This window comes from Micromonospora sp. D93 (assembly GCF_018070365.1).
Classification (GTDB): Bacteria; Actinomycetota; Actinomycetes; order Mycobacteriales; family Micromonosporaceae; genus Micromonospora; species Micromonospora ureilytica.
The window spans coordinates 24,037-47,536 of the sequence record NZ_JAGPXW010000022.1 but is presented as its reverse complement, the minus strand read 5'-3'; the positions used below and the strand labels follow the sequence as shown (position 1 = coordinate 47,536).

The following is a 23,500-nucleotide window of genomic DNA, read 5'->3' as shown; positions in this document are numbered from 1 at the left end:
AACGACATTTTTCGATCAAACCGATCGCGCATACGACAGTGGGGCCGGCAGCGTCTCCGCCACCGGCCCCACCGTCAGTTCCTGATCCGTGAAACCGTTACTTCTTCGCCGGCGTCACGTAGATCGTGGCGGACGAGTTGTCCCCGGCCGCCTTCTTGATGGTGAGCGAGACGCCGTAGTTCACGCCCTGGTCGCCGGGGTTACCGGTGCCCAGCACGATCGCGCCTCCGCCCAGGGTCACGCCGTAGAACTCCGGCGCGGGGCTACCGTCCGGGTTGGTGACCCGGGTGGTGTACGGCGCGTTGTTACGCGACGGCAGGACCACCGACGCGTCGTTGTCCCGGGCGTAGGCGGCGCCATCGCGCATCTCGATGCCCGGGTACCAGCCCTTGGCGTCGGTGAACGCCTTCACCGGCGGCAGCCCCTTGAACTTCGTGCAGTACGCGCTGTACGGCTCGTCCGCCGCCTCCAGGCACTCGGTGAACGGGTACGTCCGCTGCAGCGTGAAGGCCGCGTTCGACGACTGCGGGCGGCTCGGCAGGTTGTCCGTCACCGACGGGTCCTTCACGGCCGCCTCGCCCGTACGCCGCAACGGGTCGAAGTGCGAGTCGACGATGAGCAACCCACCCTTCGCGCCGTAGCTGGGCAGCGCGGTCATCTGCCCGGTGACGTGGTTGACGTCGCCGAGCGCGGTGTCCCGGTACCACACCAGCATGCCCGGAGCGTTGTAGGAGATCCGGTCGACCTTCCACGCCTCGTGCGAGTAGATGGTGTCGTAGGCGTACTTCAGGCCCTTGTCGAAGCCGTCGAAGTTGCGCCACTCCGCCAGGTAGAACTGGGCGTGGATCTCGGTGCCGCTGGAGACCTTCCAGCCGCCGCCGGTGGTGTCGACGAAGGTGCCGCCGGTGGCCGTCCAGCCGTTGGCGCCGCCCTCGACGTCATCGCTCCAGGTGGTGGCGCCGCCGCCGGTGACCGAGAAGTCGTCGACGAACCAGTTGCGCTCCTCGAACGCCTCGTCGGTGGCCTGGCGCAGTCGCAGCTGCACCGTCGTGCCCGCGTACGCCGACAGGTCGACGTAGTCGTGCCGCCAGCCGTCGGTGCTGCCGGTCAGGCCGTACTTCTTGCCGCCGAAGTCGTTCATCCGGCCGTTCGGGTCGGCGTAGCCGTCCGGCGTGGTGACAACCTTGCCGGTCTCGTCGTACACCTTCTGCTCGGTCCAGGTCGTACCGCCGTCGGTGGAGAGCTCGACGAAGCCGTAATCCCAGTCCTCCTCGATGATGTAGTTGTTCCACATCCAGAACTTCGAGTCGGCTGCGGCCGGCACGTCGACCGAGCGGCTCAGCTTGACGTCGGCCCACTCCTGGTCGTTGTTGCTGTGCCACATCTTGGTGCCGCTGTGCGGGGTGGCCAGCGTCGTCACCTTGTCCGGCAGGTCGACCTTGATGCCGTCCTCGGAGTCGATCGGGGTGCGTGACGTCTGGCCGAGCTTCACCTCGCGCGGGTTCGACCCGGGGCGGATGGTCAGCGGGTCGGCCCAACCGAGCACCCACTTGTCCCAGATGCCCATGTGCGTCGGCAGCGCCTGGAAGATCTCACCCGAGTGCGAGCCCGAGGCCATCAGGTCCCAGAAGTCCACGTCGGAGTCGGCGTTGCCGGACGTGTCGTAGAGGTCCGGCAGGCCCAGGTCGTGGCCGAACTCGTGGGCGAAGACGCCGACGCCGGCGTCCTCCGGCTGCACGATGTAGTTCGAAGCCTTGATGTTGGTGCCCGGGATGGTGTAGCCACCGGCGACAGTGGAGGAGTGCGCCCAGACGGCGTACACACCCTCGGCGCCGCCGCCGCGGGACTTGCCCTGACCGGCGTGCACCAGCACGAGGTGGTCGATCACGCCGTCCGGCTCGAAGACGTTGCCGTCACCGTCGCGGTCGGCCTGGTCCTCGATGTCGTAGTCGGCCCACGGGAAGGCCGGGTCCTTGGCGACGAGCGCGTCGATCGCGTCGGTCGCCAGGCGGCCCGCGCCGGCCGGGTTGTCCGGGTGGCCGTTCATCGACTGCTCACGGCCGGGGACCCACGCGCCGGTCTCGTCCTGGAAGCAGCGGTTGGCCGCGTACCAGCCCTCCGAGTGCGGCACGGTGATCCACGGGCTGGCCTGCCCGTCGACCGTGTACGCGTTCTTGGACATCTCCAGGTACATGTTGTGCATGGTGCGACCGGACAGGTCGACGCCCTTCTTGCCGTCCGGGCCCTTCAGGTCCGTGCGGACCCGCTCGGTAATGCCCTTCTTGCTGTAGAGCATCTTGTTGTAGTGCGTCGGCGAGAAGTTCGGCACCCACATCGAGTTGTTGTCCTCGCGGGGCAGCCGCGACGGGTCCGGGATCTTGTTGTGCTTCGGGCCGTTCTGGACCGTGCCGGGGACGCAGGTGCGGTCCTCGAACACCGTCTTGGGGACCATCACACCGGTGAAGTCGTCGTTGGCCTTGTCGTTGAACTCCACCAGCAGCGTCAGCAGCTTCGCCGTCTGGGTGGTCGGGGCCTTCTTGAACTTGCGCGGGTTCTGACCGGTCTTCAGCGACTTGGCCTCGTCCTTGGCCAGCTGCCGTGCCGTCACCGGGTTGCCCCGGGCGTGCTTCTGGTCGAACTCGCGCGCGGACTCCACGGCAGGGGTGTAGACGCCACCCTTGCCCTTCACCTCACGGCCGGTGGTGTCCGGCTGCACCTCGGGCTCGGCGTAGTTGATGTAGTGCTCGTCGGCACCGATTACCGCCTGGGGGGTGCCGGACGGTGTCTGGGCAGCCGCGCTGCCACTCACGGTCAGTGACGTGGCCGCGAGGGCGATGACGGGCAGCGCGACGAGTAGTCGTCGCCGCGCCCTGGACTGCGGTTTGTGGTTCATGCCGCTCCGTTTCTCGGGCATGGGGAGGAGGACGTTGGCGTGGCCGACCATCGAAGCGATGTGTGTCGAACTCTTCCAACCTGCGTGAACCTAAAGCACAACCGGCCGAAAGGACAGAGGTGATCTACGCCTGTGCCCGTTCAGCTTCTCCCGACTCCCCCGACCGACCGATGTGACAGCGGCGAGGCGGCACGGACCGTACCCGTAAGACATGACGGAGGGTGGCGGTCCGCACGGACCGCCACCCTCCAATGGGTACGCCTACCGTCAGTCCTCGTCGGACTTCGTGCCGCTCATTCCCGAGGAGATCAGGTCCATCACCGAGGAGTCCTGCAACGTGGTCACGTCGCCCAGCGACCGGTTCTCCGCCACGTCCCGCAGCAACCGGCGCATGATCTTGCCGGAGCGGGTCTTCGGCAGCTCCGCCACCAGCATGATCTGCCGCGGCTTGGCGATCGGGCCGAGCGTCTTCGACACGTGGTTGCGCAGGTCGGCAATGAGTTGCTCGCCCGCCTCGCCGGCGATGTCCGTGGTGCCGCGCGGAATGGCGAACGCGACGATCGCCTGACCGGTGGTCGGGTCGGTAGCGCCGACGACAGCCGCCTCGGCCACCGACGGGTGCGACACCAACGCCGATTCCACCTCGGTCGTCGAGATGTTGTGCCCGGACACCAACATCACGTCGTCCACCCGGCCGAGCAGCCAGATGTGCCCGTCGTCGTCCTTCTTCGCACCGTCGCCGGCGAAGTACATGCCCTGGAACCGCGACCAGTACGTGTCGATGAACCGGTCGTCGTCACCCCAGATGGTGCGCAGCATCGACGGCCACGGCTCGCGCAGCACCAGGTAGCCGCCACCACCGTTCGGCACCGACTGACCCTGGTCGTCCACCACGTCGGCCACGATGCCCGGCAGCGGCGTCATCGCCGAACCCGGCTTGGCGGCGGTCACCCCCGGCAACGGCGAGATCATGATGGCGCCCGTCTCGGTCTGCCACCAGGTGTCCACGACCGGCAGCTCACCCCGGCCGATGTGCTCCCTGTACCACATCCACGCCTCCGGGTTGATCGGCTCGCCGACGCTGCCCAGCACGCGCAGCGAGGACAGGTCGAAGCCGGCCGGGATGTCGTCGCCCCACTTCATCATCGTCCGGATCAGGGTGGGAGCGGTGTAGAGGATGCTCACCCCGTACTTGTCGATGATCTCCCAGAACCGGCCCTTGTGCGGCGTGTCCGGGGTGCCCTCGTACATCACCTGGGTGGCGCCGTTGGAGAGCGGGCCGTACACGATGTAGGAGTGCCCGGTGACCCAGCCGATGTCGGCAGTGCACCAGTAGACGTCCGTCTCCGGCTTCAGGTCGAACACCGCGTGCGTCGTGTACGACGCCTGGGTGAGGTAGCCGCCGGTCGTGTGCAGGATGCCCTTCGGGCGGGCCGTGGTGCCGCTGGTGTAGAGGATGAACAGCGGGTGCTCGGCGTCGAACGGCTGCGCTGTGTGCTCGGCCGACGCGGTCTCCACCGTCTCGTGCCACCAGTGGTCCTTCTCCGACCACGCCACGTCCTCGCCGGTGCGGCGAACCACGAGTACGTGCTCCACCGACGGAGAACTCGCCACCGCCTCGTCCACAGTGGGCTTCAACGCCGACGGCTTGCCCCGCCGGTAACCACCATCCGCGGTGATCACCACCTTGGCGCTGGCGTCCTGGATCCGGTTGCTCAACGAGTCCGCCGAGAAGCCGCCGAAGACCACACTGTGCGCGGCGCCGATCCGGGCGCACGCCAACATCGCGACGGCCGCCTCGGGGATCATCGGCAGGTAGATCGCCACCCGGTCGCCGGCGGTCACCCCCAGGTCGGTGAGCGCGTTCGCCGCCCGGCAGGTAAGCGCGTGCAGCTCCGCGTACGTGATGGTGCGCGTGTCGCCCGGCTCGCCCTCCCAGTGGATCGCCACCTTGTCGCCCCGGCCCGCCTCGACGTGCCGGTCCAGGCAGTTGTACGCGACGTTGAGCTGCCCACCCACGAACCACTTCGCGAACGGCGGGTTCGACCAGTCGAGCACCTCATCCCACTTCTTCGACCAGGCCAGACGATCGGCCTGCTTCGCCCAGAAGGCCAGCCGGTCGGCCTCAGCCTCGGCGTACGCGTCGACTGTGACGTTGGCGTGCGCGGCGAGTTCGGCCGGCGGGGGGAACTGGCGCGTCTCGTTCAGCAGATTGGCCAATGCCTCGCTCATGCCGTGACTCCTCATCCTCGGGGTGACCTGGGTCTCGATGGCACGAGGGTAGTCGCGGGGCCTGCGACCGGCCACGGCTGCCCGGTCCGTCGCGCCGAGTGGCCCCCGCCGCGCGCCCGACGGCCCGTCCCCCCGCCGGTACGCCCCCGGGTCGGGTGGTCCCTGTCGCGTTGCGGGCGGGTGCGGCCCGCCGCCTCGGGTCGGGTCGTTAGCGTGGCGGGGTGACCACCGACCCGCTCGCCCCGCTGCTCGCGCTCGCCGACATCGCCGCCGCCGTCGACCAGGCCCGTGAGCGGTTCGACCAGGCGCTCGGGCACCGGGCGCTGCGCCGGCACGGTGGGCAGGTCGCCGCCGAGGTCAGCCTCCGCTCCGCGGTGGCCAGCGCGGCCCTTGAGGGGGCCGGGCACGAGCGTGAGGCGGTCCGGGCCGGCACCGTCACCGACCCGGTGCTCCAGGGGGCGCTGCGGGTCGCCGGAGCGCTGCCGGGCCTGAGCGAGCTGTGGCCGAAGGCGCCCCGCCAGGCGCTCGCGAAGCTGCACGTGCTCGCCGCCCGGGACCTGGTGTCGGAAGCCGAGCTGGGCCGTCCGGTGGCCGACCCCGTGGTCGCCACCCGGCTGGACGGGCTGGCCGCCCTCGTCGCCGGCGGCACGAAGGTCTCACCGTTGGTGCTCGCCGCTGTCGTACACGGGGAGTTGCTGAACCTGCGCCCGTTCGCCGGGCCGTCCGGCGTGGTAGCCCGGGGGGCCGCCCGGCTGGTGCTGCTCGCCAGCGGCCTCGACCCGCGCGGCCTGCTCCCCGTCGACGTCGGGCACCGCGAGCGGGAGCCCGAGTACGTCGGCTCGGCCGGTGCCTTCGCCACCGGCACCCCGGACGGGCTGCGCTCCTGGCTACGCCACTACATGGCCGCCGTCGAGGTCGGCACCGACCAGCTCACCGCCATCGGAGACGAGATCCTCGCCGCCGCCTGAGCGGTTGGGTGGCTGGGATCAGGCGGTGGTGGCGGCTCGGGTGCGACGGTGCCGGCCGTACCAGGCGATGCCGATGGCCACGCCCACCCCGACCCCCAGGGCCGCCGCGGCCACCGGGACCGCGGGCCGTTCCCGCAGGCGCCGGCCCAGCGGGATCGGGTGCCGGAACTCCAGCACCGGCCACGCGTTCTCCGAGGCCAACTTGCGCAACTGCCGGTCCGGGTTGACCACGCTCGGATGACCGACACACTCCAAGAGCGGGCGATCGCTGTACGAGTCGGAGTAGGCGTACGAATCAGCCAGGTCGTAGTCCCGGGCGGCGGCCAACTCGCTGACCGCCTCGACCTTGCTCGGACCGGCCGCGTAGAACTCGACCTCGCCGCTGTACCGGCCGTCCTCCACCGTCATCCGGGTGGCGATCACGTCAGTCACCCCGAGCAGCTCGCCGATCGGCCGGACCATCTCCTCACCGGACGCCGACACCAGCACCACGTCCCGCCCAGCGGCCTGGTGCTCCTCGATCAGGGCGGCAGCTTCGGCGTACACATAGGGGTTGATCAGCTCGTGCAGCGTCTCCGCGACGATCTGGCGGACCTGCTCCACCGGCCAGCCCTTGCAGAGCGCAGCCAGGTAGTCCCGTGTTCGGGCCATGGTCTGCTCGTCGGTGCCGCCCAGCCGGAACATCAGCTGCGCGTACGCCGACTTGACCACGTCACGCCGGGTGATCAGCCCATCCCGGTAGAACGGCCGACCGAACGCCAGGGCGCTCGACTTGGCGATGACGGTCTTGTCCAGATCGAAGAAAGCGGCACTTCGGCCCACGGCGCGAAAGTCTAGCCGGATGGTCTATCGTCGGCGGGTGCCCGGGGTCATGCCACCCCTCAGACCTGCGGGCTGGCAGCACCATCTCCGCTCCGCGTGATCACGCTCACACTCTGCGAGGGGATTTTCGCAGTGAGTGGAGGCGGCACCACTCGACGTGACGGGCCCGCTCAGGCAGACTTGTCCGTACGACGAGCTTTCACATCCTCGAAACAGGCAGACCCTCAGCGGTTGCACCCCCCGTGACCGCTGAGTGGTTCGGCTCGACCCCCCCGGAGCCGAACCTACGACGACCCCCGTCTCCCCCCGACGGGGGTCGTCCCTTTCCCCCTGGAAACGCTCCACCGCAGCTCACGGGCTGTCCTCCGGCCCGTCTGAACCGTCAGGGGACGGCATTTGTACGGCCGGAGGCAGCAGAGCCGTCAAACGCCTCCAAGACCCGAGCGGTGTATCCGTCCGGTGTGTGGGTGTACCGGTTGAGCGTCGTGGATGCCTGCTCGTGGCCCATGACCCGCTGCACGAGGTTGATCGGAACGCCGTCGGTGACCAGCCAGGTGGCGTGAGCGTGCCGCAGATCGTGGAACCGCATCCCGCCGACAGCCGTAGCCGCGCCGCACGCGCTGGCTTCTCGATCGGCGGTGAACTCGGCCGACCACTCGACACCCATCAGGGAACGGATTCAACCCTCGCCGAATCCACCCAGCGGGCCAGGAGGCTGAAGGCGGCCAGTTGCTCAAGGGCTTGTTGCTCATCTGCTTCGCCCAGGGCCGCGTGAGCGGCGGGGTTCCTGACGGCGGCGTAGAGTCCCTCCGCTAGCGACCGGACGCCTCGATGGAGGCTCTGATACGTCTTACTGCCGTCATCCACCATCACTCGCAGCCGAGGGGCATTGCTCTTAGGCGGATCAAGCGAAAATGCCTGGTTGAAAAAGTCCGTCTCAGAAACATCTCGTCGTCCGATTTTCGCCTGGGTTTCTGCATTAACTTGGATCGCGGCTTGAGACACCGCCTGTCGGTAGTGCTGGGTGCGCCACAGGGGGGCTGCGCTCTCCCAGACCCAGGGGTGCAGCTTGCCGGCGTCCATTTCGGGTGCTCCGTCGCCAAGCCGCTCGCGTAGCTCCGCGTCGCGCTGGATTGTCACCTTCCCGCGAGCCGCCCACTCTCGCAGGTGGTCCCAGCCCTCGTGCTTCTTGCCGGAGGAGCGATGATCGACCCGCCAGCTAGGAAGAACGCGGTCGAGGATCTGTTCCACGACATGTGCGGCAGAAGCGGCCTCAGTCTCCGAGCCTCGCTGCACCGTGCCGAAGAATGTGATGCCTGAGCCACGCATGTCAGGTGCGACCTGCTCCGTCGTGTGCAGGAAATGATCGATCTGCTCGATCGCCCAATCCTTGTCCAGCTTGGTCATCGATGCAGTATCGATCAAGCGGAGATCTCCCGCCCACGAAGTATCGGCTCGACCTGATCCGCCGACAGGGCAGGGCCGGCTGACAGGGCTGGCTGACAGCCAAGTGGTCAAAGGCTCGGTACGTCTTCAAGGCGGCCCTGAACGGGCCGCACGCGCCGCCGCCTGGGCGCGCGTCCGTCGCTCCGCTGGCGCTCCGACTCCGGCCGCGCAATACGCCCGGCGGCTGGCGTGGAAGGCGGAAGCCCAAGGGGCCGCCGCAGCACGACAGGACGGTTGACCGGGTGGTGGTGCGCCGGCAGCCGGCCGGGCCGCGCGGCCACGAGCCCGCGCGGCGTAGGGGAGTGGACGTCGCCCGCGGCGGCGAGCTGGCGGCGATCGCTGGGTTGGGCGTCACTGCGTCTCCGGCGGGGGCGCTCCGGCTCCAGGATGGCCGAGGCTGCGTCGGCGGGCTCCGGTGCGTGGGTGGTTGCGGTGGGCCATCCCGTCTGCCATCGACGCGGGCAAGCCGAGCAGACCACCACCCGACCCGCCAGCGTCCGTAAGGGCGTCAAGGCCGTCTTGACGTGGCGGGCCCGGCGGAGGCCCGCTCCCTAAGAGGGCGGGTCGACGGCAGACGGGATGGCAGGTTGCACACCAGACGCATACTCTTGAATATGACACTGGGCCTTAACGCTTCGCTATCGATAGTTGGCGCATTGGGGACACTCGGAATCGGGTCTATTCTGGGGCAATGGCTCGCGGGCGGAAAGGATCGGCGCGAAGCTCAGGCCAGGGTGCTCGAAGCGCTAGGTAAAATGGAGCACTCGCGCTGGGCACCCCACGGCGAGAAGCCAGCATTTGTGGAAGCGGCGCGAGCGTTGGAAACTGCCGCATTGCTTGGCCGCATACCGCGAGGCTATGTGCGATTCTACTTGTCCCTCGCCGACGCTGCGCATTCTCTCAGTTATTCCAGTTGGAACGACTATCCTGACGAGGACGAGGGTGGGGGCGGCATTAACAGCAAGTTTGCTGACCTCGTTAGGGAAGCTGCAAGGCTCTTGGCCGACGTGTCCTGGTCGGGGCGAATTTTTCGGCATTTGCGGTTTGCGAGGCGGTTCAATCGTTTGGATGCTGCTGTATCCGCTATCACCGAACCGGAGATTCGGCAAGTCATCGATCGATCTCGACAATATGCTTTGTAGATTCCTCCTTCAATTGTTGTAATACTCGACTAGGGTGGGCGGCGTGTCGACACCTTTGATAAGTGCTTTGGCGGCCCTATTTGGAGTCATCTTAGGTCAGCTTCTTTCCCGGTCTAACGAGTACAATAAATGGTTAAGAACTGAACAACACCTCGCATGTTCACGCTTGCTTGAAGCAAGTGAAACCCTCCACATGCAGCAGACTATGGAAGTCAATACCCAGCGGTTCGTGCAGCAAAAATTCGATGAGTTGGTCCAGGCTTTACCTGCATCGACGCGGGCAGTCATTCGAGAACATGCGGACATAGCGTCTGGTCGACCTCTTGAGGAAGAGGAGTTCAACGCACTTCTTCCTCAAGTTCAAAGGATTCTTAGGGGCAACCCTGATCTCCCTGCTTCTCTTCGATCCAAGCTGGACGAGAGCCTAGGTCGCGAGGGAAAAACCACGCTGACGGATCTGGCTGCTGCCGCAGAGCGTTTGCGGGCTGCATTGGAATCTGTGCGCCTTGTGTGTCCCACCAAAATCATAAAGAAGGCGGAAGTCCTGGTGTTGGTTTCCGTGGAGCTTTCCGCAAGCGATGATTCATCCTGGAAGGTAATCAGTAGGAGATTCGATGCCTGTCGAAGTGAATTTGTGACTGAGGTGCGCCGGCGGCTTATGGGCAGGAGGCGGTTCCAAAAGTGACCTCCGAGGCAGTAGGTCCTCAAGCCGAGGCGGTTGTAGTGCCTGATGCAGTGGTTAACGCGGCGCATAGCGACACCCCGTAACGAACCGGGCAGACGATGTCGGACGGGCTGCACAGAGCTTGTAGGCGAGGGTGGTCAGAGTGGGCGAGGGTTCCGGCACCGGGCGGGTCGACGAGCAAGAGGCTACGCGGACGACGGACATAAACAGCTATGCGTATCGAGTCTCCCTAGGCACCAGGCAGCCAGTACGGTGTACATCGTGGCGAACCTGAAGAACTCGCGCGGCAAGTTTTTCCACGAACATAGGATGCCTCCAGACCTGAACTTCTGGGTCTACTTCTACCGGCGGGCCGGCCGCTCTTTGCCCGAAAAACTGTTGACGGCGGCTTTAGAGTTTAAGCCGGAACGCTCAAACTGCCCGCAACTCAGCCTGACGATCAGAAATTTGATCGAGGCTGTTCCCGGCGAGTGGCGGGCGCTGGCAAACAACCTCTTCGTTGGCAGGGTGTTGAAGGGGGATCTGAATGCCAAGGCTTGGACTGAGCGTCAAGCTGGGGTTATAGAGATCAATATTCAATATTCGTTCACCTTGACAGCATACGCCACCGCCTACGATGAGTTTTTTCATAACCTCAAGTCGTTCTACGGAGACGTCACCGCCAGACGCCCCCTCGATGAAATGGTCGATGAGCTCAATAAGCGATTCTCTAAGCCTTGGGATGAGCTTGATGCTGCCAGGGTCGATTGGGCTGACTATCGCCTAGTGCAGACCGGTAATCCGATCGCAGCGCTCCGACTGAAAGGCCGAGAAACGTTGCACGAGGATGCGGTTGACGCTGCCGAATCCTTCGTCATCGCCCACGAATTAGCACATCACCTCCTTGGGCATACTGTCGCCAGGCGTGATAAGCGAAAGGCCAAACTTGCTGTAGATGAGGCGATCGAGTGCCTTGGAATCTTCGATTCTCTGGCGCACCTCAACCAGTCCCAGCGGGAGGAGGTGCAGGCGGATATTCTCGGCTACCTGATCGTTGCCGACGCTATAGAGGGAAAGCCAAGTTTCCCGGACCTATACAGAGCTGTCGCGGGGTCCACTCTCGCCCTTGTTACTCTCGCCCACGTTACAGGGTCGTGGGTAGAGTTTGACACTGCTGCGACACACCCGGGATTTACCACTCGCTTCGATGTCGTCCACAGATTGACCGAACTCCTTAGCGTCGAGCAGCCCGCAGGAGGGATAGGGGACCACCCGTTGGGGTTCCTTGCACAGCTATCGACATTCGCTGGAGTCGCGCTAAACACCTGGACAAGCAGAGCCTTTCCCGAACGCGAAAAGCCGGTCGGAATCTTGGAGGCTACAGATCATTTGTTGCGCCTCATGGACGACGTCTACAGCAGGATTCCTAAGGCTAGGCAGGCGATAAGCTCGCACACCGAGCCGAGTCAGGATGTTGCATCGCCAGCCACCGGCGACTGAGACAGGAGCAGACCTCGGGCTGCACGGGAGTCCGGCATGTGCCGTCAGGCCAGGAGTGGCATGGAGCAGGCCCAGGCCGTCACCAGGCCGTCGGAGGCCGATCGCGAACGACCAAATGACGACCAGAAGTGACGATGTCTGCCCAGGTAAAAAGGCGTGATCGACCCGCTTGCCAGGCCGGCGGTCGCCGCCTTACCTGTAGTTGTTGTACTGATGGCGCTAGTAGGTCTGGGCGTCAAGCGGTCCAGGCTTCGGCTTGCCGCGAAGGTGGCACCACAGGCGACGCACACGTCATCACCGGTGTCTGCACCCAAGCTGTACTCCCGCTCATGTACTTCATGGGCACACGGTGGGCTTTCTGCTCGTCGCCAAGCCTCTCGTCAACGAGCTGCCTCATCGATCTGCATCGGTCCCTCCGAAGGTGCGGCCCCAGTGTAGGCAGGAGCGGCGCCCAGGCTGTCGACAGCAACCATGACAGCTACCGCGCCGGACGTCGGCGTACCCGGAAGCGGAACGACGGACCGTGCTCCGAGCGTGCAGCCGTTCCCGGACGGAGCCGGATGCGCTGCACAGAGCTTGTAAGCGAGGCGTCCTTCCCGGACCAGCGCGCTGCCGAGGGGGCTCCTGCTTGGTTCAGTCGCCGGTAGGTCTGCCGTCGGCAACAGCGACAGAACCGCGAAGTCGGTCAAGGAGAGGAGCGGTGAGCTGATCGCGCTGCCACCACTTCTCTGAGGCCGATGCACCTTGCGACTCGGGATAAGCGCGTGGGTAGGTTTCGCCCCAACGCCACCTCGCGAGGCCGTGCCGTTCGAGCGTGGCAAGGAGCCGTCCGGTCATTAGGTTGCTGGCGTGAGCGACCTCAGCAAGGGTGTCCTGCTGGGTCACCATTGGGCCGGGCCGGTCAGGATGATCCCTCATCAAGTACTCGAGGATTCGCAGGTGCGGCGCCTCGATACCTGCCAGGATCGTTACCCAGAGCTGCTCTTCGTCAACTCGCGCATCATCGGCTGCCAGCGCCCCAGACGCGAGAGCATGGCCCAATGCTCGTACCCTCTGCTCGAAAGTCGACTGGGCGGCAGCGTTCAGCGCATTGCCGAGCAGTAGTAGTCGTGTTGGATTTTCCGTTAGCCGGCCGAGTAGCTCCTGCGGTGAGAGGGCGGACGCCTCCACGGCCTCATCAAGAGCCCTCCCCACGTTGCGAGCCTGCTCGGCCTGCCAGCGGCTCACAGCTTGGTCCAACAAGGGCACCAAGCCTGCCGCCGCAAGGCCCGCTACGGGGTTCGCTAGAGCTACACCGCCGGCCGCCACGGCTGCCGAGGCTCGAATCACTAGCACCGCCAGATCCTTTGATTCCACCACGCGATCATGCCTAACGGCATCAACCCGTCCACGAGCGTGAGGTCCTGTCAGGACCCCCGGGGACGTCAGGGGTCGCTGCGATCTTTGCCGGAAGCACCTTTGTAAGCGAGGCGTCAGACAGCGAGGCAGCAAAAAGGCACCGCGAGCGTTGATGCGGGTCGGTTCCGAAGGTGAACCAACGACGCCCGGCACCTGCTCGTCGGCGCGGGTTGCCACCAGTTGGCAGTAGTCGACAGCCCGTGACCGCATCCCCCCGACGGGGGTCGTCCCTTTCCCGGGAGCGCTTCCGGCCAGCTCACATCTCGTCTTCCGGGTTGTCTGGTCGAGGTGCCGGGCGGAAAGTCACGCCGGCGGGGACGCTCCATGGACTGAGCCCTCCGGTGGAAGCTTGCTTGCGCGTACCAGGATCTGTGCTTGAGGGCCACGACGGCCCGACGGAGAGAGCCTGATGCCCTCGACCCAGATCCACTCATCGCGCGGCGGGCGGTTGGCCAGCAGCCGTACCCCGGTCACCCACAACCGCACCGGCCCGTCCGATGGCAGGAGACGATCGACCGCGTCGATGTCCAGCACCGCGCCGAGTCGTACCCGAACGTCAAACACCGCGTCTCCTCGTCGTTGGCACCGTGTTTTTGAGGGGCGGCGCGCTGTCGGTCCTGTGTTGCTGGATCTGGAGACCGGCGATCTGGGCGAAGACCTCCCGCCGTGCCAGGGCCTTACCGGTGGCCAGGTCGATGGAGTAGCCGGTCAGCCACACCCAGCCGTGGTACGTCGGCTTGTCGCAGACCGAGGTCACCCGTAACCACAGAGCCCGATCACCGCCGAACTGCACCGACGCCCGACTGTCAATCAGCACCAGGTCGCCCGGCACGGGGACACCCGGCCGGCGCGGCGTCGGTGTGCGCAGCGCCGAGGCGGGCGGACCATTCACAGGCCGTCGTTTGGTTCGCGGTCCCACGCCAGCACTCACCCCGCGCCAGCCTCGGCAGGTCGCCGCGCGACCGGAATCCGCGCAGTCCGGGCGCGGACGTCGCCCGAGCCGCCAGCCCGTGGAAGATGCCTGCCCGATCGCGTAAAGGTCACCCCGCTGGCGGACGAACTTCCGCGCCCTGCCGGAGCGCGGCGAGCAGGCTCCGCCAACCTTGACAGCGCCTGGAGCCATGGGGCGCGGGAGCCAGCAAGCTGAACCGGGGGTGGTCCGGATGTGTCCGAAACTTCCGCAGCACCATGCATCACAATCTCCCACCCATCAGGCATTAGAGCTAGCTCTATGTGACCCGATCGCCTGTCCCGTTGTCAATAGAGCTAGCTCTAATGTTCGCGAGTGAGGCATACTTGCCGGCAGAGATGGCTCTACGCAGCACGCGGCCAGGAGGAGAGATGGGCATCGGGTACCGGGATCTCGCTGCGCTCCTGCGCGAAGCCATCCAGCGCGGCGACTACGCCGAAGGCAGCACCCTGCCGAAGCAGGACGAGATCGCCGCGGATCACGGGGTCAACATCAACACCGTCCGGCAAGCAGTGCGACTACTCGAAGCCGAAGGACTCGTCACGCCCGTCCGCAGGCGCGGCACCGTGGTCCGGCCACGCATGGCCATGAAGCGACTCGGTACCGATCGCTACGCCAAGAGCAAGTGGAAGTCAGGGCTGGTCGCGTTCGCCGCCGATCGTGAAGCTACCGGCCGCGCATGGGCGCCAGGAGACCAAACCAACGAGGTGCGCCTGACGAAGGCGGACGCCGAAACCGCCGACGCGCTCGGCCTGGCAAGCGGAGCGTCTGTCTACGAACGCGCCCGCCTCGTCAAGGAAGCCGACGTTCCCACCCACGCTCTGACCAGCTACTACCGGCCCGAAGACGTAGAAGGGACATCCCTGGTCGATCCGACACCAGGGCCGGCCGGTAGAGGCGGAGGCTTCGCTATCCTCACCGGCCGAGGACAGGAACCAGACACGATCACCGAAACCGTCCACGCCCGGATGCCCACCCCCGAGGAGACGCAGCTCCTCCGCCTCCCCGCCGGCGAACCGGTCATGGTCCTGCACCGCACGACGTTCACCGAGAGCGGCCGACCGGTCGAGTTCGCCCGAGGAGTGCACGCCGCATCCCGCTTCACCTGGACGTACACCTTCAAGATCCCTGACTGAGGGATTAACGATGTCGAGGACTCCCACGACCATCCCCGTCGAGCACCGCGCGGACGTCGAACGCCTGTGGAACTACCACAACATGCACCACGAGATTCGGCCGGTAGACGTCGGAATCGGACTGGGCAGTCACGACCTCGGAGTCGCCAAGGCGGCCACCGATCTATACCACCGAGGGATGTTTCCGACGCTGGTCTTCACCGGAGCCAACGCCGCGACCACCATCGAGACCTTCCCCCGGGGCGAGGCCGTCCACTACCGCGAGTACGCCATAGCTCACGGCGTTTCGGCCGATGCGATTCTCATCGACACACAGGCGACCAACACCGGCCAGAACATCGAGTACAGCCGCGCGCTCCTTGCAGAGCACCAGGTCCAGGCCCAGTCGGTCATCCTGATGTCCCGCCCTTACCAACAACGCCGCGCGTACGCCACCTGCAAGAAACTCTGGCCCGACGTCAAAGTCATCTGCGCGTCCCACCCGCTCACACTCGACGACTACGTCACCAGCATCGGCAACACCAAGAAGGTCATCGACATGCTCGTCGGCGACACCCAACGCATCGACAGGTACGCCGAACTCGGCTTTGCCATCCCCCAGCATGTCCCCGACGAGGTCCGCGCCGCCTACAGCCGCCTGATCGACGCCGGCTACACAAGCCGCCTCGTGTAGCCCGGCTACCAGCCCAGCGCTCGCCGGTCAGCCTCTGCCACCTCAGGCGACACCATGTCGCCACGATTCTCACCGTCCTCGTCAGCGGCACCGGGTTCCCCGCCCGCACCGCCTCGGTGAACTCGTTCAGCACCAGCTGGAAACGCCCACGGCAGGGAGCGCCTGTGCTGAGCGGTGCTGCTCGGACGGGCTTCCTTCCCCACCTCGTCCTGGGCCGTGCGATCACCGCCTGCCGTGTAATTTGCCAAACGGGACGAGCTGAGGGGGAAACAGGTGGCTGCTGGTGGCTTCTCGTCGAAACGGCTGGCTCGGCTGCAAGGGTTGCTGGAGCGCCACGTCGAGTCCGGCTTCGTCCCAGGCATGGTGGTCGTCCTCGCCCGGCACGGCGAGGTGCACATCGAGGCGACGGGTCATCTCGCGTTCGAGGGCCCCGGGTCGCAGACGCTGATGGCGGCCGACACGATCTGTCGCCTGGGCTCGATGTCGAAGCCGATCGTCGCCGCGTGTGCGATGACCCTCGTCGAGGACTGCACCCTCCGCCTCGACGACCCGGTCGACGATCTCCTCCCTGAGTTGGCGGACATGACAGTGCTCGCCGATCCCCACGGTCCACTGGACGACACCGTCCCGGCGGAACGCCCGATAACGCTGCGGGACGTCCTGGACGGCACCCTTGGCACCGGCATGGTCCCCGCCGAGCCGGGAACGGTCCCGATCGCCGACGCGTTGAACGCACTCGAATATCCGTCGCCGGACGAGTGGATCCGCCAGCTCGGTGACCTTCCGCTCGTCCACCAGCCGGGTGAGCGCTGGATGTACGACACCGCCGCCAACGTCACAGGCGTACTCATCGCCCGAGCCACCGGTATGTCCTTCGGCGACGCCGTGCGTGAGCGGGTGTGCAAGCCACTGGGGATGGCCGACACCGGCTTCAACGTGGGTAGCGAGAGCATCGGCCGGGTCGCGACGGCGTACGAGCAGGACAACGCCGCCACTGGCGAGCCGGTTGTCGAGGACGCCCCCGACGGGCGGTTCAGTCGACCGCGGCTGTTCGAGTCCGGTGGCGGCGGGCTCGTCTCGACCGCCCAGGACTACCTCGCCTTCGCGTCGGCTCTGCTTGCGGGCGGTTCCTACGGCGGCGAGCGTGTGCTGTCGCGGCCGGCGGTGACGTTGATGACGAGCGACCACCTGACCCCGACGCAGAGAGCCATCTCCGGCTTCTGGCCCGGATACTTCGACGCCATCAGCTGGGGTTTCGGAATGTCGCTCCGGACCCGGCGTACGCACCTCGGGCCCTCGGTCGGCAGCTACGGATGGCCCGGTTTCTACGGCACCGCCTGGTACAACGACCCCGCCGAGGACCTGACGACGCTCGTGTTCATGCAGCGGGCGCACGCTGGCGACCAGCGGCTGCCGATGTGGCACGACTTCTGGACCACCGTCTACCAGGCGATCGACGACTGACCGCATCACTCGCTTTCCCGGTTAGCGGCACCGGCCCTCGGCCGCGCGGTAATCCCGGGCCCCTCAGCGACACAAGCCACTGTGAGAGTCGCCGAGGCAATGGGGGTTCGGGTGGGTCCACCGAAGAAGCGGGACGAGGGCTGGTTCACCAGCCTCTACGCCGCCGAGTACGAGCACATGGTCCGGTACGGCCTGCGCCGGCTCGCTGACCGGGATGCCTCGGCGGAGCTTGCCCAGGAGGTCTTCGTCGTCGCTTGGCGTCGCCGCGTCGAGGTGCCGGACCGCAGCCTGCCCTGGCTGTACGGGGTGGCTCGGCGCCTTCTCGCAAACCAGTGGCGGTCTCGACGCAGCACACCGGACCTCCTCTCAATCACCGCTGTCGACCTCGAGCGACTGGCCGGATCGTCGGGTGCCGACACGAGCGTCGGGGTCGCCGACGTCCGGGCCGCTCTGGCCACCCTCAACGACCTCGACCAGGAAATCCTCCGGCTGGTCGGCTGGGAGGAGCTGACGGTGTCCGAGGCGGCCAAGGTTCTCGGCTGCACAGGGGCGACCGCCGCAGTGCGCCTGCATCGCGCCCGCCGTCGTCTTGCCGAAGCAATGTCGGACCGGCCCGCACCGACCCGGCGTCGACCGGTGTTGGTGACCATTCGAGAGGATCTGTGATGTTCGGAGCAGAGCGCACCCGTACTCTTCTGGGCCCGGCCGACCCGGCCCGGAACGCGGCCGTCGGGCCGCCGCTGATCTCGGCGCGCGAGCTGATCGAACGCGCCAGCGCTACCGAAACGGTCGCCGAGCATCGTCGCGTACGCCCGACCCGCCGGCTGGTCCTGACGGCCGGGACGCTGGCGGTCGCGGTCGGTGCCGTGGCGGTGCTCCAGCCGTTCGGCGAGGGCGCACCGGACACGCCGGGCGAGCCGCCGGCGGCAGCGGGGTTGGTGCTCGTGCCGGTCGCGTACCAGTTCGACGCGGATCCGCCGGCCGCCGGCCCGCAGCTACGCATGCTGGCCAACAAGATCAAAGACGCGGTGTACGACCGCCAGAGCGGGCGCTACATGTATCACCACACGAAGCTGTGGGGCGATCCGGTGATGACCTCCGCCGACGGTCGCTACCACGTCGCCTTCGCCGGGGCGTCCAAGGTCTGGCAGGCCGCAGACGGGACCGGTAGTCAGATCAACACCCAGTTGGAGCCGCAGTACCCCGACCAGGAGTCCCGGGACTACTGGCAGCGCAAAGGCATTGCGCGGCCGGCATCCACAGGCACCCCCGCACCGAAGGCCATTCCGCTGCCGCCCGAGGCACTCACGCCGCCGTCGGCCGTCCCGGCAGAGCTTCGGAAACTGCTGAAGGTCGAATACGGCGGAGGGGCGGCGGGCAAGGAGGTCAGCACGCTCTATAGCCGGTACGTCGTGCCGCGTGCGACCCGAGCGGCGGTCCTGCGGGTCCTCGCCGACGTGCCCGGCTTCCGCTGGCGGGGGCAGGTCACGGACCGTGCCGGCCGCAACGGAGCCGCCGTCACCTTCGACGACCGCGATCACGACCAGCAATCTCTTCTGGTCTTCGATCCGAGGACGGGCGAATTGCTCGCCCATGAGCTGTTGACGCTGTCGCCAGTGCGGATCAGCTCGTACCAGGTGATCCTCGATGCCGCTTGGACAAATCAGCCCGGCTGACCACCGACTCGCGGGGCCGCTCCTTTCGGGAGCGGCCCCGCTGTTTTTGGCTCAGCGGCGCTAGCTGCGGATGTGCCCGTGCCCGTAGCAGATCAACTGTCCCGGCGGGCGTTTTCCACAGGCCACCAGGTTGTCCACAGGCGACGGAATTGGGGCGGTCCGCAGGGCGGATTCCGAGCACTGTCGGCGGCATACCAGAGTCCGACCGCTGGAGGCCGCGATGCCACCCCGTACCACGGTTCCGCCGATCCGCCGGCTCCCGCTGGTCGTCACCGGCGACGACGAACTGCTCGATGATGTGCTCCGGCTCGCCGCCGTTGGCGGGACCGAGGTGGAGCTAGCCCGCGACCCAGCGGCTGCCCGTACCCGTTGGCTTCCCGCGCCCCTGGTGCTGCTCGGCGCCGATCAGGCGCAGGCGTGTCTGCGCGCCCGGTTGCCGCAGCGGCCCCGGCTGGTGCTGCTCGGCCGGGCCGGTCAGCTCGACCCGGGCTGGCAGATCGCCGAGCTGATCGGGGCCGAGCACGTCGCCACGCTGCCGGCCGCCGAGCCGTGGCTGGTGGATCGGTTCGCCGAACATGACCCGGACCGTCCGGCCGGCGTCGGCGCCCAAGTCGTCGCGGTCCTTGGTGGGCGGGGCGGTGCGGGCGCGAGTGTGCTCGCCGGTGGTCTTGCGGTGACCGCCGCCCGGGCCCGGCTGCGCACCCTTTTGGTCGACGCCGACCCGCTCGGCGGTGGTCTCGACCTCGTGCTGGGCTGGGAGCAGCTGGAGGGCCTGCGCTGGCCGTCGCTCACCAGCGCCGACGGCCGGGTGGACGCCCCGGCGCTGGTGCAGGCCCTGCCCAGCCGGGGTGACCTCGTGGTGCTCTCCTGGGACCGCGGCGAGATGCTGACGTTGCCAGCGACGGCGATGGCGGCGACCGTCGACGCGGCCCGGCGTGGGCGGGACTTCGTGGTGATCGACCTGCCCCGGCAGTTGGACGACGCGGCAGTGGTGGCGCTGCAAGCCGCCGACCAGGCGTTCGTCGTCGTGCCGGCCGAGTTGCGTGCCACCGCGGCGGCCACTCGGGTGGTGGCCGCAGCCGCCCCGCACTGCGCTGCGCTCTCGGTGGTGGTGCGCGGGCCCGCCCCGGGGCGGCTGCGGGCGACCGAGGTGGCACGAGCGCTGGGCCTTCCGCTGGCCGGCACGCTGCGCCCCGAGCCGGGGCTCTGCCGTGGATTGGAGCGGGGCGAGGCGCCGGCCGCCGGGGGCAAGGGCCCACTGGCCGTGCTCTGCCAACGGATCGTCACCGACCTCACCGGCGTGCCGGCCACGGGTGCGGCATGACCGCCGGGCCGGAGGACGGCACGCTCGCCGCCCGGGTACGCCAGCGGATCGCCGCCGCCACCACCCCGGTCACCGCCGCGGCGATCGTCTCCGCGGTACGGGCCGAGCCCGCCGCCGCGGTGCTCGGTGACACGGCCATGCTGCGGATCGCCGACCGGGTGCGCGACGACCTCGTCGGCGCGGGGCCGCTGGCGCCGCTGCTCGCCGACCCGGAGGTCACCGACGTCCTCGTCAACGGCGCCCGGGTCTGGGTCGACCGCGGATCGGGGCTGCACCAGGTCGCCGTGCCGGTGGGCTCGGTGGAGGACGTCCGCCGGCTGGCGCAGCGGCTGATCGCCAGCGCGGGGCGGCGGCTCGACGACGGCTCGCCATACGCGGACGCGCGGCTACCCGACGGCACCCGACTGCACGCCGTGCTGCCGCCGGTGGCGACCGAAGGCCCCTACCTGTCCCTGCGGACCTTCCGGCACCGGCCGTTCACCCTCGACGAGTTGATACGCCAGGGGACCGTGCCGCGACCGCTGGCACCACTACTCGCCGCCGTCGTCGAGGCCCGGCTGGCGTACCTGGTGACCGGTGGCACCGGGTCAGGCAAGACGACCTTGCTCAACACGTTGCTCGGGATGGTGCCGGCCACCGAGCGGATCGTGCTGGTGGAGGACGCCGCCGAACTGCGTCCCGGACATCCGCACGTGGTGGGCCTCCAGGCGCGTACCGCCAATGTGGAGGGAACTGGCGTCGTCAGTCTGGCTGACCTGGTCCGACAGGCGTTGCGGATGCGTCCGGACCGGCTGGTCGTCGGGGAGTGCCGGGGCGGTGAGGTGGTAGATCTGCTGGCCGCGCTCAACACCGGCCATGACGGGGGCGCCGGCACGCTGCACGCCAACACACCGTCGGACGTACCGGCCCGGTTGGAGGCCCTGGGCATGTTGGGTGGGCTGCCTCGGGCCGCGCTACACGCCCAGGTGGCCGCCGCGCTGCAGGTGCTGTTCCAGGTACGACGTGGCGACCGGGGTCGCGTGCTGGAGTCGGTCTGCCTGCTGCTGCCCGAGGGACCCGAACGGATGGTGACAGTGGTGCCCGCCTGGGTGCGCGGCAGTGGGCTTGGCATCGCCGCCCGTGCCCTTGGGGCGATGCTGCGGGAGCGTGGGGTGACGGTGCCGCCCATCCTCAGCGAGCCGTGGCCCGGATCGGCGGGTCCGGCATGACCGGCACGACGATGCTGGTGGCGGCGCTGCTGCTGGTCGCCGCTGTCCTGGTGGCGTGGCCGGTGCGGAGCATTCGGGCCCGTCGACGTCGCGTGCTGACGCCGGGGCGGAGGCGCGGAGGCGCCGATCCGGATGACGCCCTGGTGCGGTGGATCAGGGAACTCGGTCGCACGCCGGACGGGCCGGTCGACGGCACCGGCGCTGCCCCGACCTCGGGCCATCCGGTCGGCATCGCCTACGAGCCCGGCGCCACCGAGGGTTCCAGCGGAAGGCAGACGGCGCTTGGCTGGCCCGACCGGGACGTCACCCGCAGCCCGAGGTGGCCAAGAACGGCAGGCGGCTCTACGCGTCCGGAGGGCCCGACGCGCCCGCCGGCCCGCCGAGATCTCCGACGGCCGACCGGCACCGCCCGGCCGGAGGAGGCCACCACCATGCTCGATGCCGAACAACGGCCCGGCGCGTCGGCGGCCACGATCACGATCGGTGTCAACGGTGTGGACGTGGGCGGTCGCCGCGACGTCTCCGACACGGCAACCACCGATGGGCACGGCGACCCGGAGGTGGGCTCTCGGGGCGACGCGTTCGCTGCGACGGCGCCCGACGGGTACGCGATCGCCGATTCCCGCGACCCCCGGCGCGTCGGCCCGACCGACAGAGCGCCGAGTACGCCTGCGCCGGCGCGCATCTCACGATCGACGACCCGTGTGCTGCCACTGGTCGGTCTGCTCGGCGGCGGTGTGGGTGCCGTGGTCGGCGGCCCGGTGGCCGCGGTCGCGATGGCCGGGTACGGCACGCTGGCCGTGCGCGCCGTACTGCGTTGGCGAGCGAACCGGAGCGCTGAGCGGGACCGACGACGTGCGCTGGACCAGCTCTGCGGCCTCGCCGCGGACCTACGGGCCGGTCTGCCCGTGCCACACGCGCTCGACCTCGCGGACATTGAGCATGCCGGGGCAGGCCGTCTAGGTCAGTTGACCTCGGCGGCGGTGCGATTGGCCGACCGGACCGGCGCGCCGCTGGCGGAACTCGTCGAACGGATCGAGGCGGATGCCCGGGCGACCGACCGGGGCCTGGCCGCAGCGGCGGCCCAGGCGGCCGGTGCCCGGGCTACGGCCTGGCTACTCGCGGCGCTGCCGATGGGCGGGATCGGGCTCGGGTACGGGATCGGCGTCGACCCCGTGGCGGTGCTCCTGCACAGCACTGTCGGTGGAGCCTGCGCGATCGTCGCGGTAGCCCTGCAGATCGTGGGCCTCCTCTGGGCAGAACGGCTGGGCGCGACACCGGGGCGGGCCGGATGACCGCGCCGGGCCTAGCCGGCCAGTCCAGCCCAGCCGGCCAACGCAGCTCAGCGAACCAGCCCAGCTCAGCCAGGCGGCGGCGGCCGGACGCGATTCGGCTCGTGGCGGTGCTGGGTGGGCTCGCCGTGGCCGTCGTCGTCGAGGGCTGGCTCGGGCTGCTCGGCGCTCTCCCGGCCGCGCTCCTGCTCGATGTCCTGCTGCGTCGTATCGAGCCGCCCGCTGTGCGCAAGCGGCGGCAGCGGGAGGCCGCCGACCTGCCGCTCGCCGCGGACCTCCTGGCCGCGGCGATGCGGGCGGGCGCCCCGGTGGATCGCTCGGTGCTGGCCGTCGCCGAGGCGCTGGACGGGCCGCTCGCCGACCGGTTGGTCCGGGTTGGCCGCACGCTGCTGCTTGGGGGCGGCCCAGCGGAGGCGTGGTCCGCGCTGGACGGAGTGCCCGGAGCGGAGCGCCTGACCGCGGCAGCGTTGCGCTCGGCCAACAGTGGTGCCGCCCTGGCCGGCGCACTGACCCGGCTCGCCGACGACCTGCGCGCCGACCGTGCCACCGCCGCCGAGGCATCGGCCCGCCGGGCGGGTGTGCTCATCGTCCTGCCGTTGGGGCTCTGCTTCCTGCCGGCGTTCATTCTCGCCGGCCTTGTGCCGGTGATCGTCGCCGTTCTCGGCGATGTGCTCTGACCCATCGAGAAGGGA

Annotated in this window: 21 protein-coding genes; 14 read left to right on the top strand and 7 right to left on the bottom strand. The window is 68.1% G+C overall.

The window, feature by feature from the left end; genetic code table 11:
* Positions 1–97 precede the first annotated feature (97 nt).
* A complete protein-coding gene (locus tag KBX71_RS22705; RefSeq protein WP_247683947.1) occupies positions 98–2,893 on the bottom strand; it encodes an immune inhibitor A domain-containing protein in 2,796 nt (931 codons plus the stop codon).
* Between the two features lie 267 nt (positions 2,894–3,160).
* Positions 3,161–5,125: an acetate--CoA ligase gene (acs, locus tag KBX71_RS22700; RefSeq protein WP_210819951.1), complete on the bottom strand. Its 1,965-nt coding sequence runs from the start codon at positions 5,123–5,125 to the stop codon at positions 3,161–3,163.
* A 221-nt stretch (positions 5,126–5,346) separates the two neighbouring features.
* Here acs and KBX71_RS22695 point away from each other — a divergent pair, with 221 nt between their 5' ends.
* Positions 5,347–6,093, top strand: a complete 747-nt coding sequence (locus tag KBX71_RS22695) for an oxidoreductase (protein ID WP_124822519.1) — start codon at positions 5,347–5,349, stop codon at positions 6,091–6,093.
* Between the two features lie 18 nt (positions 6,094–6,111).
* Here KBX71_RS22695 and KBX71_RS22690 read toward each other — a convergent pair whose 3' ends face one another.
* The 3 genes from KBX71_RS22690 to KBX71_RS22680 form a co-directional block, all read right to left on the bottom strand.
* The gene (locus KBX71_RS22690) at positions 6,112–6,915 is read right to left on the bottom strand and encodes an HAD family phosphatase (RefSeq protein WP_210819950.1); all 804 of its coding nucleotides are present in this window, start codon (positions 6,913–6,915) and stop codon (positions 6,112–6,114) included.
* A gap of 382 nt (positions 6,916–7,297) precedes the next feature.
* A complete protein-coding gene (locus tag KBX71_RS22685; RefSeq protein ID WP_210819949.1) occupies positions 7,298–7,582 on the bottom strand; it encodes a tyrosine-type recombinase/integrase in 285 nt (94 codons plus the stop codon).
* Positions 7,582–8,322 (bottom strand): TIGR02391 family protein, encoded by a 741-nt coding sequence (locus KBX71_RS22680; RefSeq protein ID WP_210819948.1) that lies wholly within the window; start codon positions 8,320–8,322, stop codon positions 7,582–7,584. Before KBX71_RS22680 ends, KBX71_RS22685 begins: the two co-directional genes overlap by 1 nt.
* Before the next feature lie 653 nt (positions 8,323–8,975).
* Between KBX71_RS22680 and KBX71_RS22675 the strand changes: the two genes are divergently transcribed.
* The 4 genes from KBX71_RS22675 (at position 8,976) to KBX71_RS22660 (ending at position 12,771) form a co-directional block, all read left to right on the top strand.
* Positions 8,976–9,503, top strand: coding sequence for a hypothetical protein (locus KBX71_RS22675; RefSeq protein ID WP_210819947.1), 528 nt, complete (start codon positions 8,976–8,978; stop codon positions 9,501–9,503).
* 43 nt (positions 9,504–9,546) lie between these two features.
* Positions 9,547–10,188, top strand: a complete 642-nt coding sequence (locus KBX71_RS22670) for a hypothetical protein (protein WP_210819946.1) — start codon at positions 9,547–9,549, stop codon at positions 10,186–10,188.
* Positions 10,189–10,449: 261 nt separating this feature from the next.
* Entirely contained in the window at positions 10,450–11,667 is a 1,218-nt protein-coding gene (locus tag KBX71_RS22665; protein ID WP_210819945.1) for a hypothetical protein, read from the top strand.
* Positions 11,668–12,516: 849 nt separating this feature from the next.
* The gene (locus KBX71_RS22660) at positions 12,517–12,771 is read left to right on the top strand and encodes a hypothetical protein (RefSeq protein ID WP_210819944.1); all 255 of its coding nucleotides are present in this window, start codon (positions 12,517–12,519) and stop codon (positions 12,769–12,771) included.
* A 597-nt stretch (positions 12,772–13,368) separates the two neighbouring features.
* On the opposite strand, the gene KBX71_RS22655 is transcribed toward KBX71_RS22660, so the two are convergent.
* Both KBX71_RS22655 and KBX71_RS22650 read right to left on the bottom strand, forming a co-directional pair.
* Positions 13,369–13,629 carry a hypothetical protein gene (locus tag KBX71_RS22655; RefSeq protein ID WP_210819943.1) on the bottom strand — a complete coding sequence of 87 codons (261 nt, stop codon included), beginning with the start codon at positions 13,627–13,629 and terminating at the stop codon, positions 13,369–13,371.
* Entirely contained in the window at positions 13,622–13,957 is a 336-nt protein-coding gene (locus tag KBX71_RS22650) for a hypothetical protein (RefSeq protein ID WP_307847248.1), read from the bottom strand. The genes KBX71_RS22655 and KBX71_RS22650 overlap by 8 nt, the downstream gene beginning before the upstream one ends.
* Before the next feature lie 449 nt (positions 13,958–14,406).
* Here KBX71_RS22650 and KBX71_RS22645 point away from each other — a divergent pair, with 449 nt between their 5' ends.
* The 9 genes from KBX71_RS22645 to KBX71_RS22605 all read left to right on the top strand — a co-directional run bounded on the left by KBX71_RS22645 (position 14,407) and on the right by KBX71_RS22605 (position 23,485).
* Positions 14,407–15,171: a GntR family transcriptional regulator gene (locus tag KBX71_RS22645; RefSeq protein WP_210819942.1), complete on the top strand. Its 765-nt coding sequence runs from the start codon at positions 14,407–14,409 to the stop codon at positions 15,169–15,171.
* Between the two features lie 10 nt (positions 15,172–15,181).
* Positions 15,182–15,844 carry a YdcF family protein gene (locus KBX71_RS22640; RefSeq protein WP_210819941.1) on the top strand — a complete coding sequence of 221 codons (663 nt, stop codon included), beginning with the start codon at positions 15,182–15,184 and terminating at the stop codon, positions 15,842–15,844.
* A 273-nt stretch (positions 15,845–16,117) separates the two neighbouring features.
* Complete coding sequence (locus KBX71_RS22635) at positions 16,118–17,308, top strand: serine hydrolase (protein WP_210819940.1); 1,191 nt, start codon at positions 16,118–16,120, stop codon at positions 17,306–17,308.
* A gap of 111 nt (positions 17,309–17,419) precedes the next feature.
* Complete coding sequence (locus KBX71_RS22630) at positions 17,420–17,974, top strand: sigma-70 family RNA polymerase sigma factor (RefSeq protein ID WP_307847246.1); 555 nt, start codon at positions 17,420–17,422, stop codon at positions 17,972–17,974.
* On the top strand, positions 17,974–18,984 hold the full coding sequence (locus KBX71_RS22625; protein ID WP_210819938.1) for a CU044_5270 family protein: 1,011 nt from the start codon (positions 17,974–17,976) through the stop codon (positions 18,982–18,984). Before KBX71_RS22630 ends, KBX71_RS22625 begins: the two co-directional genes overlap by 1 nt.
* A 220-nt stretch (positions 18,985–19,204) precedes the next feature.
* Positions 19,205–20,308, top strand: coding sequence for a septum site-determining protein Ssd (gene ssd / locus KBX71_RS22620; protein ID WP_210819937.1), 1,104 nt, complete (start codon positions 19,205–19,207; stop codon positions 20,306–20,308).
* Positions 20,305–21,516, top strand: a complete 1,212-nt coding sequence (locus tag KBX71_RS22615) for a TadA family conjugal transfer-associated ATPase (RefSeq protein ID WP_210819936.1) — start codon at positions 20,305–20,307, stop codon at positions 21,514–21,516. Before ssd ends, KBX71_RS22615 begins: the two co-directional genes overlap by 4 nt.
* Positions 21,513–22,811, top strand: coding sequence for a type II secretion system F family protein (locus KBX71_RS33900; protein WP_247683946.1), 1,299 nt, complete (start codon positions 21,513–21,515; stop codon positions 22,809–22,811). The genes KBX71_RS22615 and KBX71_RS33900 overlap by 4 nt, the downstream gene beginning before the upstream one ends.
* Positions 22,808–23,485, top strand: a complete 678-nt coding sequence (locus KBX71_RS22605; RefSeq protein WP_247683945.1) for a type II secretion system F family protein — start codon at positions 22,808–22,810, stop codon at positions 23,483–23,485. Before KBX71_RS33900 ends, KBX71_RS22605 begins: the two co-directional genes overlap by 4 nt.
* Positions 23,486–23,500 lie beyond the last annotated feature (15 nt).

Excerpts from the sequence above, each read along its gene's own strand:
- KBX71_RS22705 (WP_247683947.1), bottom strand. The coding sequence starts at position 2,893 with ATGAACCACAAACCGCAGTCCAGGGCGCGGCGACGACTACTCGTCGCG.
- acs (WP_210819951.1), bottom strand. The coding sequence starts at position 5,125 with ATGAGCGAGGCATTGGCCAATCTGCTGAACGAGACGCGCCAGTTCCCC.
- KBX71_RS22685 (WP_210819949.1), bottom strand. The coding sequence starts at position 7,582 with ATGGGTGTCGAGTGGTCGGCCGAGTTCACCGCCGATCGAGAAGCCAGC.
- KBX71_RS22680 (WP_210819948.1), bottom strand. The coding sequence starts at position 8,322 with ATGACCAAGCTGGACAAGGATTGGGCGATCGAGCAGATCGATCATTTC.
- KBX71_RS22675 (WP_210819947.1), top strand. The coding sequence starts at position 8,976 with ATGACACTGGGCCTTAACGCTTCGCTATCGATAGTTGGCGCATTGGGG.
- KBX71_RS22645 (WP_210819942.1), top strand. The coding sequence starts at position 14,407 with ATGGGCATCGGGTACCGGGATCTCGCTGCGCTCCTGCGCGAAGCCATC.
- KBX71_RS22640 (WP_210819941.1), top strand. The coding sequence starts at position 15,182 with ATGTCGAGGACTCCCACGACCATCCCCGTCGAGCACCGCGCGGACGTC.
- KBX71_RS22625 (WP_210819938.1), top strand. The coding sequence starts at position 17,974 with ATGTTCGGAGCAGAGCGCACCCGTACTCTTCTGGGCCCGGCCGACCCG.
- ssd (WP_210819937.1), top strand. The coding sequence starts at position 19,205 with ATGCCACCCCGTACCACGGTTCCGCCGATCCGCCGGCTCCCGCTGGTC.
- KBX71_RS22615 (WP_210819936.1), top strand. The coding sequence starts at position 20,305 with ATGACCGCCGGGCCGGAGGACGGCACGCTCGCCGCCCGGGTACGCCAG.
- KBX71_RS33900 (WP_247683946.1), top strand. The coding sequence starts at position 21,513 with ATGACCGGCACGACGATGCTGGTGGCGGCGCTGCTGCTGGTCGCCGCT.
- KBX71_RS22605 (WP_247683945.1), top strand. The coding sequence starts at position 22,808 with ATGACCGCGCCGGGCCTAGCCGGCCAGTCCAGCCCAGCCGGCCAACGC.